Annotated in this window: 13 protein-coding genes; 8 read left to right on the top strand and 5 right to left on the bottom strand. The window is 62.3% G+C overall.

Annotated elements, in window-relative coordinates; all coding sequences use genetic code 11:
* Positions 1-181: 181 nt before the first annotated feature.
* Genes Q1A32_RS04480 through Q1A32_RS04490 form a run of 3 tightly spaced genes read left to right on the top strand, consistent with a single transcriptional unit; the run spans position 182 to position 3,021 of the window.
* Positions 182-2,074, top strand: a complete 1,893-nt coding sequence (locus tag Q1A32_RS04480; protein ID WP_299650082.1) for a PAS-domain containing protein — start codon at positions 182-184, stop codon at positions 2,072-2,074.
* Positions 2,071-2,772: a response regulator transcription factor gene (locus Q1A32_RS04485; protein WP_299650085.1), complete on the top strand. Its 702-nt coding sequence runs from the start codon at positions 2,071-2,073 to the stop codon at positions 2,770-2,772. The genes Q1A32_RS04480 and Q1A32_RS04485 overlap by 4 nt, the downstream gene beginning before the upstream one ends.
* Positions 2,773-2,799: 27 nt before the next feature.
* Positions 2,800-3,021: a WGR domain-containing protein gene (locus tag Q1A32_RS04490; protein ID WP_299650088.1), complete on the top strand. Its 222-nt coding sequence runs from the start codon at positions 2,800-2,802 to the stop codon at positions 3,019-3,021.
* Here the strand turns inward: Q1A32_RS04490 and Q1A32_RS04495 are convergent.
* Both Q1A32_RS04495 and fdhF read right to left on the bottom strand, forming a co-directional pair.
* Positions 3,003-4,205 (bottom strand): hydantoinase/carbamoylase family amidase, encoded by a 1,203-nt coding sequence (locus Q1A32_RS04495; RefSeq protein WP_299650091.1) that lies wholly within the window; start codon positions 4,203-4,205, stop codon positions 3,003-3,005. The two genes, Q1A32_RS04490 and Q1A32_RS04495, sit on opposite strands and share 19 nt — an antisense overlap.
* Positions 4,206-4,307: 102 nt before the next feature.
* Positions 4,308-7,073, bottom strand: coding sequence for a formate dehydrogenase subunit alpha (gene fdhF / locus Q1A32_RS04500; RefSeq protein WP_299650094.1), 2,766 nt, complete (start codon positions 7,071-7,073; stop codon positions 4,308-4,310).
* 236 nt (positions 7,074-7,309) lie between these two features.
* On the opposite strand from fdhF, the gene Q1A32_RS04505 reads away from it, so the two are divergent.
* From Q1A32_RS04505 to Q1A32_RS04525, 5 genes are all read left to right on the top strand, one after another.
* On the top strand, positions 7,310-7,963 hold the full coding sequence (locus Q1A32_RS04505) for a histidine phosphatase family protein (protein ID WP_299650097.1): 654 nt from the start codon (positions 7,310-7,312) through the stop codon (positions 7,961-7,963).
* A 10-nt stretch (positions 7,964-7,973) separates the two neighbouring features.
* The gene (locus Q1A32_RS04510) at positions 7,974-8,585 is read left to right on the top strand and encodes a glutathione S-transferase family protein (RefSeq protein WP_299650100.1); all 612 of its coding nucleotides are present in this window, start codon (positions 7,974-7,976) and stop codon (positions 8,583-8,585) included.
* Positions 8,582-9,634: a saccharopine dehydrogenase gene (locus Q1A32_RS04515; protein WP_299650104.1), complete on the top strand. Its 1,053-nt coding sequence runs from the start codon at positions 8,582-8,584 to the stop codon at positions 9,632-9,634. The genes Q1A32_RS04510 and Q1A32_RS04515 overlap by 4 nt, the downstream gene beginning before the upstream one ends.
* On the top strand, positions 9,634-10,014 hold the full coding sequence (locus tag Q1A32_RS04520; protein ID WP_299650107.1) for a hypothetical protein: 381 nt from the start codon (positions 9,634-9,636) through the stop codon (positions 10,012-10,014). The genes Q1A32_RS04515 and Q1A32_RS04520 overlap by 1 nt, the downstream gene beginning before the upstream one ends.
* 75 nt (positions 10,015-10,089) lie before the next feature.
* Positions 10,090-11,223, top strand: coding sequence for a saccharopine dehydrogenase C-terminal domain-containing protein (locus tag Q1A32_RS04525; RefSeq protein ID WP_299650110.1), 1,134 nt, complete (start codon positions 10,090-10,092; stop codon positions 11,221-11,223).
* A gap of 36 nt (positions 11,224-11,259) precedes the next feature.
* Here the strand turns inward: Q1A32_RS04525 and Q1A32_RS04530 are convergent, their stop codons facing one another.
* From Q1A32_RS04530 to Q1A32_RS04540, 3 genes are all read right to left on the bottom strand, one after another.
* Positions 11,260-11,583, bottom strand: coding sequence for a DUF3775 domain-containing protein (locus tag Q1A32_RS04530; protein WP_299609087.1), 324 nt, complete (start codon positions 11,581-11,583; stop codon positions 11,260-11,262).
* Positions 11,584-11,805: 222 nt separating this feature from the next.
* Positions 11,806-12,543: an SDR family oxidoreductase gene (locus tag Q1A32_RS04535; protein WP_299650113.1), complete on the bottom strand. Its 738-nt coding sequence runs from the start codon at positions 12,541-12,543 to the stop codon at positions 11,806-11,808.
* Positions 12,540-13,118 carry a DUF3833 family protein gene (locus tag Q1A32_RS04540; protein WP_299650116.1) on the bottom strand — a complete coding sequence of 193 codons (579 nt, stop codon included), beginning with the start codon at positions 13,116-13,118 and terminating at the stop codon, positions 12,540-12,542. The genes Q1A32_RS04535 and Q1A32_RS04540 overlap by 4 nt, the downstream gene beginning before the upstream one ends.

Raw genomic sequence — 13,118 nt, forward strand, 5'->3', positions numbered from 1 at the left:
CCGAACACATCCCCCCGTGTTGGGGACGTGCATGATCGCTTAGACGATTCTTCCTGCGTCTAAGGATGTTGTTCACAGGCTGCGCGTCAACTTTTTCCTGATGTTTTCCCAATCCTTACGAATTGTAACAGCCACACACCCGCCGTTGTGCGCCCCATAAAACCAATGCTAGCCATGGCGCATGGCACAGGATCACACGGCATCGCTCACGGCCTCGGGCCTGAACCTGATCGCGCAGGCGCTCACGATCTATGACCGCGATCTGCGGCTGGCCGTTTGCAACGCCCCGTTCCAACAGATGTTCGAGCTGCCCGACGCGCTGGTCACTCCAGGCTCCACCTTTCGCGAAACCATCACCCATCTGGCAGAGCGGGGCGAATACGGCCCGATTGAGGATGTGGACGCTTTCGTGCAGGAACGGGTCGATCAGGCCCTCGCGTTCGAACCGCACTATATGGAACGCACCCGTGCCAATGGGCGTACAATCTCGGTTGAAGGTTCGCCCCTGCCCCAGGGCGGTTGGGTCACCGTCTACACCGACATCTCCCACACCAAGGCCCAAGAGGCGTTGCTGCGCGCCCGCGCCACCGAACTCAGCGATCAGGTGCTGCAACATACCGAGGCGCTCAGCACCACCAACCGCCAACTGGCCGCGACCGTCTCAGCGCTGGAAGAGGCCAAGCGCCAGTTGACCGAAACCGAGGCACGCACTCGACTCACCACCGAAATGATGCCCGCCCACATCGCCCATGTGGACGCGACCGGGCACTACACCTACTCCAACCGACGGCTCAGCACGGTCATCCCCAACCGTCCCTCAGAGATTGTTGGCGAACACATCTCCGACGCCCTCGGCGCCTTCGCCTACGGGCGCATCGCCTCCAACCTCGCCCGTGCATACCACGGCGAGGCATCCGTCTTCGAATTCACGGATGAGGCAAGCGCCAGACGCATTCGTGTGGCCTTCACTCCCGAAGCCTCGGGCGGCGTCTACATCCTGTCCATGGACATCACCGAAGAAACCCAAGCTCGCGTGGCCCTGCAACAAAACCGCCGCCGCACGCTGGCCGCGCAGATGACCTCTGGCATGGCGCACGACTTTTCGAACCTGTTGACCATCATCCTCGGCCTGCAATCCAAACTATCTCGTATGGAAGGTCTGCCTGAAGGTGCGACCGGCCTCATCGACGGCACCCTGTCCGCCACCCGCCGGGGCGGCGAGTTGCTGAACGCCATCGCCGACATGACCGCAGGCCGCGCCATGCGGCCGGCAGCAACAGACATCGAAACCCTGCTCAGCGAAGTGCAAACCATGGCCCGCTCGACCCTGCCCACAGGTGTCACGCTGACCACAGGTACCACCGTCACCGGCCCCTACATGCTCGACCCCGGCCTCGTGCAGGACAGCCTCCTCAACCTCATCCTCAATGCCCGCGACGCCTGCGGCACCGCTGGGCAAATCACCCTCACCGCCCGCCCGGTCCACGACACATGGCTCGAATTTACCGTCACCGACACCGGCCCCGGTTTCTCAGACGAGGCGCTCGAACACGGGTTCGACCCGTTCTTTACCACCAAAGGGTCCGAAGGCTCGGGCCTCGGCCTGCCCATGGTCTACGACATGACCAAACGCGCGGGCGGCGACCTGAAGCTCGGCAACGGAGATGTCGGCGCGCAGGTTCGCCTGCGCCTGCCCCTGGGCCCCGCCCCGCAACTCGCGGGCGCACTTGTGCTGCTGGTCGAGGATGACCCAGACCTGCGTCAGCACTACCGCGACCAGCTGATGGGCATTGGCCACGCGGTGATCGAAGCGGCAGGCGTGGACGAGGCCATCGCCCTCACCGCAGACCTGCCCGACATCGGCCTTGTGCTGTCGGACATCAACCTTGGCTCGGGCACCCGCACCGGTATCGACCTCGCCACCCAACTCAACGGCACTCTGCCAGTGATCCTGATGACATCGCTTCTGCCCAGCGACCCCACCTTCCAGGCAGCCACCCGCGCGGCCCCGGTCCTACGCAAGCCGTTCGAAGCTTCCGACCTCGCCGCCCTCCTGCAAGCAGACGCCGCATGACCCAGCCCCTCGTCACCATCCTCGACGACGAACCGGCGATCCGCACGATCCTTGCGGATGCGCTGGAAGAAGCCGGGTTCCGCACCCTGTCCTTTTCCCGCGCGTCCGCGTTCGAAGCGGCGCTCAAAACCCACAAACCCGACGTCTGCCTCGTCGACCTCGGCCTGCCCGACACCGACGGGCTGACGCTTGTGCACAAGCTCGCCCTCGAACAAGGGGAGGCGGTCATCATCATCTCGGGCCGCGCTCAGGTGCAGGACCGGGTGACAGGGCTGGAACTCGGTGCCGACGACTACATCATCAAACCCTTCGACCCGGCCGAGGTTGTCGCCCGCATCCGCGTCCGCCTGCGCACACCCAAAGCCACGTCACAGTCCAGCCAGGTCGCCCATTTTAACGGCTGGACGGCGTCCTTCGACAGCTACACGCTGACGGACGAAATGGGCGAAGAAACCCCCTTCTCCCATGCCGAAGGCGAAGTGCTGCGCCTCTTCCTCGACGCCCCCAAACGCCTGATCAGCCGAGCGCAAATGCAGGAAATGCTGGGCGGCGGCGCAGGTGACAGCTTTGACCGCGCCATGGACGTGCGCATCAGCCGCCTGCGCACCAAGCTGCGCGAAGACCCTAAAAACCCCCGCCTGATCAAGACAATCTACGGCGCGGGGTATATCTTTTTGGGCGATGTGGAGTGGACATGACGATTCAACTCATGGCAGAAGCGCACCATGGTTGAAGCGCTCCTCTATCGATCCGACGACGCCCGGTTTTACCGTGTCGAAATCACGCTCAACCTCTTTGCTGAAGCGTCTGTGGTGATTGAATGGGGTTTCAAGGGCGGCCAACCCTGCCGCCACATCACCTGCCACAGCGACCTGCGCGCCGCCTCGACCGCCGCCGATCGCTACCGCCAGCGCGCGCTCAGCCGCGGCTACGCAAGGGCGGCCTGAAGCCCCGCGGCATGGGCCAACACGCGCAGGCCCGCCACCAGATCAGCCTCGTCCGTATCTTCCTCAAACGCATGGCTGATGCCGCCAATGGACGGCACAAACAGCATCGCCACCGGCATCACCCGCGCCACATTGGTCGCATCATGCAGGGCCCCCGATGGCATACGCCGCCACTTGCCGGGTGCAAAGGCCTCCGCCCCCGCTTCCAACCGGGCACGCAGATCAGCATCCATCGCCACCGGCTCCAGCCCCAAAAGCGGCCCCTTCTCAACCCCCAACGCCATCTCTGCGGCAACCTCCGCCAGGGTCTCCTCGATCCCCGCTTCCATCCGCGCCAACCGATCCACACTGCCATCGCGCCATTGCATGGAAAACCGCACCTGCCCCGGCACGATGGACGACGCATTGGGGGCCACGCTGACATGCCCAATTGTCCAGACGGATGAGGGCGTGACCACATTCCGCAACCGCTCATTCAACCGCGCCGAAAACGCAACCAGACCCTGAAACGCATCCCGCCTGAGCGCCATCGCGGTGGTACCAGCATGGTTCTGCTGACCGGTCAGCGTGATCACCCGATCCCGAATGCCCACAATGTCAGTCACAACCCCAATCTGCTCCCCCGCTGTATCCAGCGTGGCCCCCTGCTCGATATGCAATTCGACAAATCCAGTGAACTGCGCCGGATCAACAGGCGCACCAACGCGGTCCCCCACAACCCGCCGCGCATCCCCCAAAGCCACGCCCTCATGGTCCACCAGCGCGTCCGCCTCAGCCTGCGACAGCCCCCCGGTCCACACATTCGACCCGGTGGTCACACCGTACCGCCCCTCTTCATCCTGAAACGAAACAACGGATATCGCAGGCCCACCGGCCTCCAAACTCGCCCGCGCCACCTCCAAAGCAGCGACAACGCCCAGCGCCCCATCCAGCCACCCGCCCTGCGGCTGACTGTCCGAATGCGACCCAAGCAACAGCGACGGCCCCTCCGCCAACCCAAACAGGTTGCCCATCGGATCAAAGCGCGGCGTCAACCCGGCTTCGGCCATCCGCGACGCCAGCCAATCCCGCGCAGCCATGTCAGCATCGGAATAGGCCGGGCGCACCACACCCTTGCCCACACCCGACGCGCCAAAGGCGCGCAAGCGATGCAAATCCTCCAAAAACCTGTTCGGGTCGATCATCGCGCTCTCTTCATCTTGCCAGACAAACTCTGGGGAGTTTGAGGGGTGAAACCCCTCATTCACAAGACGAAAATCGCGCGCGCCGTCAGGCGCTCATCCGGATCACTCCGCCGCCACAGCCCCGGCGACCGCCTCAACCCGCACCGCCGAAAACTTGAACTCCGGGATCTTGCCATAGGGGTCAACGGCAGGGTTCGTCAGAATATTCGCCGCCGCCTCGACATAGGCAAAGGGCACGAACACCATATCCGGTGCCACAGCCCGATCCTCCCGCGCCATGATCTCGATGGACCCGCGCTTGGTAATCAACCGCACCATGCCGCCCGCGGGCACGCCCAGCTTGCGCAGGGTTGAGGGATGCAACGAACAATTCGCCTCCGGCTCCACCGCGTCCAGCACGGACGACCGCCGCGTCATCGACCCGGTGTGCCAATGCTCCAACTGCCGCCCCGTGGTCAGGATCATCGGATACTCCGCATCGGGCACATCATCCGGCGCAATCACGGCGGCCGGCGTAAACCGCGCGCGCCCATCGGGCCGCGGGAACCCATCGCCAAAAACAATCGGCTGGCCCGGATCCTCGGGCGACAGCGACGGATAGGTGACAGCATTCTGCCCCTCCAGCCGCTCCCACGTAATGTTGTTCAGCGACTTCATGTTCAGCTTCATCTCGGCAAACACATCCGCCGGGCTCTGATAGTCCCAACCCAGACCCAACCGCTTCGCCAATTCCACCTCGATCCACCAATCCTCGCGCGCCTCGCCGGGTGGCGGCACCGCAGGGCGACCCATCTGCACCTGACGGTTCGTGTTGGTCACGGTCCCGGTCTTCTCGGCAAAAGCACTCGCAGGCAGGATCACATCCGCATAATTCGCCGTCTCGGTGATGAAAATATCCTGCACCACCAGATGATCCAGCTTGGCCAGCGCATCCCGCGCATGCTCCACATCCGGGTCCGACATCGCCGGGTTTTCGCCCAGCACATACATCGCCTTGATGTCACCCTCATGGACCGCATCCATGATCTCGGTCACGGTCAGGCCCTTCTCATTCGAGAAATCGCCAGACCCCCAAACGTCAGTGAATGCTGACCGCACCCCATCATCCGTCACGGTCTGATAATCCGGCAGGAACATCGGGATCAGACCCGCATCACTGGCCCCCTGCACATTGTTCTGCCCGCGCAAGGGATGCAGCCCGGCACCGGGCCGCCCCACCTGCCCCGTCATCAAAGCCAGCGAGATCAGGCACCGCGAATTGTCCGTCCCGTGAATATGCTGGCTGACACCCATGCCCCAGAAAATCATCGCAGATTTCGCCCCGGCAAAGGTCCGCGCCACATCGCGCAGCACATCCGCCTCGATCCCGCAAATTTCGGCCATCTTCTCAGGGGTAAACCCCTCCAGATGGGCCTTCTCCGCCTCCCAATTCTCGGTATAGGCATCAATATACTGCTGGTCGTAAAGGCCCTCCTCCACGATCACATGCATGATCGCGTTCAGCATCGACACATCCGCCCCGGGCCGGAACTGCAACATATGGCTGGCAAAGCGCTTCAACGCCTGCCCCCGCGGATCCATCACAATCAGCTTCCCACCGCGCTTGGTGAACTGCTTGAAGTAGGTGGCGGCGACGGGGTGGTTCTCAATCGGATTACACCCAATCGCAATCGCCACATCCGCATTCTCGATTTCGTTAAAGGTCGCGGTCACAGCCCCCGACCCGACATTTTCCATCAACGCCGCCACCGACGACGCATGGCACAACCGCGTACAGTGATCGACATTGTTGTGGCCAAAGCCCTGCCGGATTATCTTTTGAAACAGATACGCCTCTTCATTGGTACACTTGGCCGACCCGAACCCGGCAACCTCGCGCCCCCGCCCCTTCATGCCGCTGGCCGCAAAATCCAGTGCCTCGTCCCAGGACGCTTCCCGGAAATGCGTCGTCCAATCGCCGGGGTCCACATTCAACCCCTTCGCGGGCGCATCCTCGCGCCGGATCAGCGGCTTGGTCAGGCGGTGATCGTGGTGAATATAGTCAAAGCCAAAGCGCCCCTTCACACAGAGCCGACCCTCGTTCGCAGGGCCATTGATGCCCTCTACATATTTGACGCGACCGTCCTTCACCTTCAGCGACACCTGACAGCCGACCCCGCAGAACGGGCAAATGCTCTCGACCTCACTGTCGTAATCCTTACTGTCCCCAACCTGACGCTCATCCACGACGGTCGAGGGCATCAGCGCGCCCGTAGGACAGGCCTGCACACACTCACCACAGGCAACACATGTGCTGTCGCCCATCGGGTCGGCCATATCAAAGGTCGGATAGGCATCATGCCCCCGCCCCGCCATGCCGATCACATCATTGACCTGCACCTCGCGGCACGCGCGCACGCACAACCCGCACTGAATGCAGGCATCCAGATTGACAGACATTGCCACATGGCTGTCATCCAGCAATGGAATGCGCCCCTCTTCCAGCTTCGGAAAACGGCTCTCGGACACGCCGTTCATCTCAGCCATGTCCCAAAGATGCGCGGACTTGTCATGGGCCACATCGCGCTCGGGCTGATCGGCCACCAGCATCTCCACGACCATCTTGCGGGCATTCTCCGCCCGCGCGGAATTGGTGGTCACAACCATGCCGTCGCTGGGCTCACGAATACAGGACGCCGCCAACACCCGCTCGCCTTCGATCTCGACCATGCAGGCCCGGCAGTTGCCATCAGGGCGGTAACCGGGGGCAGGCTTATGGCACAAATGCGGGATCACCAGACCACGACCGTTGGCCACCTCCCAGATAGTCATGCCAGCCTCGGCCTGCACTTCCTCACCATCCAGCGTGAATGTCACCTTGTCCGTCATCGCGCACATCTCCCTGCTCTCGGCCCAGTTCTAGCGCGCAGACACGGCGCAAAGGACTCCCAATCCCGACACCAAAACCCATTTTCGCGTCCCACCCGTTTCCTATTGGCACGCCAAGCCGCAAATGCGCTCCTGATCCCTTTCACTTTGCAAAATAAACTCCCGCCGGAGGCTCCCGCACTTCCCACCCGCGAAACGCTGACCTAGAACAGACCAAACACCAGCCAAAGGCCCCCATGTCCCACATCACCCTCATTCGCCACGGCCAGGCCAACACCCATGCCAAGGACGAGGCCAGCTATGACCAGCTCTCGGACCTCGGCCACCAGCAGGCCAAATGGCTGGGCGACCACATGCGGGACACGCACCACCACCACACACGGCTCTACACAGGCACCCTGCGCCGCCACCGCGAAACGGCGGACGGGATGGCAACGGGAATGAAAGCGACAGAAGACGCCCGCCTGAACGAGCTGGAATATTTCACCATGGCGCAAGCGCTCGAAGCCGAACACGGCATCGCCGCCCTCGCTGAGCCCTCAGAATTTGTGCACCACTTTCCCAAGGTCCTGAAATACTGGCAAGACGACAAGCTGGAAGGCGCGCCGGAACGCTTCCACCAGTTCGAAACCCGGATCAAGGACGCGCTGAAAGAGATCGGCGAAGGCACCGGACCCGCCCTCGTCGTCACCTCCGGCGGGCTGATCGCCATGACGATGCGCCTACATCTCGGCCTCGAAGTCGCCGCCATGGCCAACGTCGCCCTTGCGATCATGAACACCTCCATGCACCGGCTGCACCCCATCGGCGGCACATGGTCCCCGGTGATGTTCAACGCCATCCCGCATCTCGAACACCCCGACAGGCAACACGCCCAAACGCATGTCTAAGGAGCCGCACATGAAACTCTACTACGCCGCCGGCACCATCTCGATCGCGGTTGCCATCGCCCTCGAAGAAGCGGGCCTGCCCTACGACGCGCACAAACTGGACTTCGCCGCGGGCGAACAGCAATCCCCCGACTACGCCACAATCAACCCCAAGGGCCGCGTGCCCGCGCTCGACGTGGGCGGCACCATCCTGACCGAAACCGGTGCCCTGCTCGACTATATCGCGACCCAAACGCCCCACCTCATGCCCACCGACCCGGTCGCAGCGGCCAAGGCGCGCAGCGTCATGTACTACCTCGCCTCTACCATGCACGTGAACCACGCCCACAAAATGCGCGGCCACCGCTGGGCAGATAACGAATCCAGCTGGCACGACATGACAGCCAAGGTCCCCGAAACCATGACCGCTTCGGCCCAGTTCGTCGAAACCGAATGTCTCATCGGCCCCTATATCCTCGGGGACACATTCACCCTCGCCGACGCCTACCTCTTCATGGTCTGCACATGGCTGCCCGGCGATGACGTCGACCTCGCTCCCTTCCCCAAAATCCGCACGTTCATGGACGCGATGGACGCACGGCCCAGCGTCCAGGCCGTCCGCGCCAAAGGCATGCTGCGATGACACATCTCTGGGTCCGCGCCGAACAACGCGAAAACGAAGACCGGGTTGGCCTTACCCCCGAAGGTGCCGCCAAACTGATCGCACACGGAATGAAAGTCACAGTCGAAGACAGCAAGACCCGCTGTATCCCCACCGACCGATACGCAGCCGCAGGAGCCACCATCGCCCCCGAAAACACTTGGTCCGCAGCCCCCGATGACGCGATCATCTTCGGGCTCAAGGAACTGCCCGAAGACGGCACACCGCTGCCGCACAAACACATCATGTTCGGCCACGCCTACAAGGGCCAGCCTGCGGGCCAAATCCTCCTCAACCGATTCAAGGCAGGGGGCGGCACCCTCTACGACCTCGAATACCTCGTGGACGAGGCAGGCAAACGCGTCGCCGCTTTTGGCTACTGGGCGGGCTACGCAGGCGCCGCGGTCGGCCTCAAATGCTGGATCGCCCAACAACACGGCAAGATCGCGGGCCCGGTCCACGCCTACCCCAGCTCCAACCACCTGCTGGCAGAACTCCAATCCGACCTCGTCGCCACCGGCACCCACCGCCCCACGGCACTGATCATCGGAGCTGTGGGCCGCGTCGGCACGGGCGCAGCTGACCTCTGCACAGTGATGGGTGTGCCCACCACCCGCTGGGACATGGCCGAAACGGCACATGGCGGCCCCTTCCCCGAAATCCCGCAGCACGACATCTTCTTCAACTGCATCCTCGCCCGCCCCGGCACGCCCGTGTTTGTCCCAGCAGACACACCGCACAAGGCGCGCAAACTCACCGTCATCGGCGACATCGCCTGCGACCCCGACAGCGACTTCTCCCCCATCAAGGTCTACGACCGCACCACCACATGGGACGCCCCGGCCCTCCGGGTCCACGACAGCCCCCCGCTCGACGTGACCGCCATCGACAACCTGCCCTCCATGCTCCCGGTGGAATCCTCCGAAGACTACGCCGACCAACTCCTGCCCAGCCTTCTGACGCTCACCGACCTCACCTCAGGCGTCTGGGGCCGCGCCAAGCAAACATTCGATCAGGCAATCACTGGCTGATGCGGCCGCAATACCACTTCCGCGATGGCCCGGACGGGCTCATGGCCTGGGACATGCGCAAGATCGCGGCCACAACCGAACACCTCACGCCCCAAAGCGTCCCACTCGAAAACATCGCGGAACTGGATGAAAACTGGTGGTTCGCCCACGGCACCACCCCCACACCGCGCGCCATCGCGGGTCACATGAAACTGATCCAATCGGCGGACCGCACCTACCCGATCATCCTCGACTCAGAGGGTCGGCTGATGGACGGCATGCACCGCGTAGTACAAGCGCTGCTCGCAGGCGACACAACAATCAACGCCATCCGCTTGCCCAGAACGCCAGCGCCTGATTACATCGGGCGCGACCCATCCGACCTGCCTTACAATCCATGATCCGCATTCATCTTGCCAAATAAACTCCGGGGTCCGGGGCAGCGCCCCGGTCCACCAGCATGAAAGGACACCGACATGACAATCCACTGGTGCGGCACCGGCCTCTCCGCCATCCCCGGTCTCAAACGGCTCATCGAACTGGGCTACCCGGTGACAGTCTGGAACCGCACAGTCGAAAAGGCCGAAGAGGCGATCGGCAGCTATACCCAAAACATTCACCAATTCGACCTGCCCACACTCAAATCCGCCCTGCATCCCGGCGACACCGTGGTGTCCATGCTGCCGGGTGACTGGCACGTCCCGCTGGCCCAGGCCGCCATCGACGCACAAGCGCATTTCGTCTCCTCCAGCTACATCGCGCCAGAAATGCGCGCCCTCGACCAAAAGGCAAAAGAGGCGGGCGTGGCCCTCGTGAACGAGGTCGGGCTTGATCCGGGCATTGACCACCTCATGGCGCACCACCTCGTCGCCGCCTACCGGAACTCCGATGCCTATGACGACGCCAACCGGATCAGCTTCACATCCTATTGCGGCGGCGTGCCCAAACACGCCAATCCGTTCCGCTACAAATTCAGCTGGGCGCCCGTCGGCGTGCTCAAAGCGCTCAAATCCCCGTCGACCTCAATCCGCGCGGGCGAGAAACTGACCGTCACCAAACCCTGGGACGCGATCAGCAGCTACAGCGCCCCGCTGCCCCAGCCCGAAGCGTTCGAGGTCTACCCAAACCGCGACAGCCTGCCCTTCATGGCCGAATACGGCTTTGACCCAAAATGGGAGGTGCACGAATTCGTCCGCGGCACGCTCCGGCTCAATGGCTGGGCCGAGGCTTGGAAAGATGTCTTTGCCGAGATTGAAACCAACCCAAGCGACGCGCGGCTTGCGGAAATGTCGGACGCCATGCTGGCCGACAACAGCTATGACGAGGGCGAGCCAGACCGCGTAATTCTCTGCGTCGATCTCAAGGCGGATAACGCAAACGGCACCGCATGGCATCAAACATATGTGATGGATGCCTGGGGTGATGCACGCGGCACGGCCATGGCGCGACTGGTGTCGATTCCGGTGTCACTGGCCGTGCAGGCTGCTCAATCAGGCGCTATCTCCCCCGGCGTGCATGCGGCCCCATCGGATCTGCAACTGGTGGCCAACTGGATGGACGAAATCTCGCGTCTCGCCCAACACCTCGCCATCGTAGACCATACCGGCTGACAACCAGTAGGTTGGGTTTGCAACCCACCCAAACCCTCACCGCAACAACGCCTCTTCCTCTGCACCAAGCGGAAGACCCAAGGCTTCCATCCCGGCTTCCAAGTGATCCGCAAAGTGCGGCGTACCCAGCAAGTAATCCGCGCAAGGGGTGGTGGCCTCTGCCTCTGCCGTCTCGACCGCCTCGTCAAAGTCACCTGGCTCAAAGGCACCACGCCCGACCCACATGATGGCGACCAACTCCGCCTGCTCATCTGTGTCAAGCCGATCAATCAACCCGCGCAGTTCGCCTTCGGCACGGCCCAATTCTCGGCCCATCAATACAACTTGCGCCACAACGGCACGCTCAATCTCAAGGTCCATGGATCAACCCTCCTGATCCGACCCTGAGGCAAACCGGAACCCCCTGCCTTGATCCGAATCAATTTCTGGCGCAAACCAATCAACTTAATCTTGCCAGATAAACTTCCCCCGGAGGGCCGTATCGCCAAGCGCATCGTGAAGGCTGTACAATTAAAGCCACAAGCAACCTGACGCAGGAAACAAAGAATCGCAGCCCAAGTGATAAGGCGTGCCGAATGGACCTCAGGCAAAGATGCGGTAATACAACCAGTCCGGCAGAAACTGCGACCCGCGAAACAGCAGCGAAAAGAAGGTCGGAAAGCTCTTCTTGAACCCGTCCGTCAGCATATGCTCGAACATCTCGCGCGCGGCCTGTTCCGGCTCCATAATAAACGGCATCTTGAAGTCGTTCTTGTCGGTCAGTTGCGTCTTGATGAAGCCTGGATTGGCCACCTGCACCCGCACGCCAGTGTTGCGCAGATCGGCGTGCATGCACTCGGCCAGCGACATGGTCGCCGCCTTGGATGCGGTGTACCCAATCGACCCCGGAAGGCCCCTAAACCCGGTCAGGGACGAGGTGATGACGATGTGCCCATCGTCCTTATCAACAAAGGCCGGAACCACCTCTCCCAGCACGCGCATGAAGCCGGTAAAGTTGATGTCCGCCATGGCAATCGCCTGATCCGCATCCCATTCACGCGCCGAAAAAGGCCAATAAACGCCGGCCAGTAGCACCAAGCCATCAATGTCACCCAGGGCCTCTGCCGCCGCCCGCACACTGTCCGTATCGGCAATATCGATGGTCTGATACGACGCTTTGCCGGGCAGTTCATCAACCAGCTCTTTCAGCTTGTCCTCGGACCGTGCGGAGACGACAACTTCCACCCCTGACCGGCTCATCTGATGCGCCAATGCGCGGCCCAAACCGTCGCTCGCGCCCACCAGCCAATAGCGTTTGCCGTTCAGGGATATGTCACTCATGCCGCTTCTTTCATCTCTGTATTTGCGGGCCGCATGGTGGCAACAAGTTCAGCCACCTTGATCCCGTATTTGCGAAACTGCGACCGGTTCACGATGGTTCCGTTCGGGGCCAGATACATCCAATCCACGGTATCCAGCACATGCCCCCCCGACGCCTCCGGCAGGCGGAACTTGTATTTCAGCTGCACCGAACTGCCCGTCTGTTGTCCGGTTCCATCACCCTCAACATCATCCGCACGCGCCAGAATTTTACCGTCATTTCCTATAGTTAGACTCCAAGCACGGGTCTGCTGCGATCCATCGCAATAGGTGAACACCTCGTCCATCGTTCCGGTGTTGCCTTCCCACCGGCAATCGAACTCACCCACGAACCGGGACGAAACGCGCCCCATCGGGCCAAAGATCACGCCCTCGCATATGAGTGGTCCGTTCAGATGCCTCCGCACGTCGAATTGCGGGCCGCCCGTGGCGTAGTCCTCCGGGCTCTGGGCCAGAAAGTCGGCATAGCGGGACCGTGTCCAGCCAAAGGCCATGATCAGCACAGCGCCCAGCAAGGCAAAGATCAGTCCGTCCAT

This window comes from uncultured Tateyamaria sp., from assembly GCF_947503415.1.
In the GTDB taxonomy this organism is placed as follows: domain Bacteria; phylum Pseudomonadota; class Alphaproteobacteria; order Rhodobacterales; family Rhodobacteraceae; genus Tateyamaria.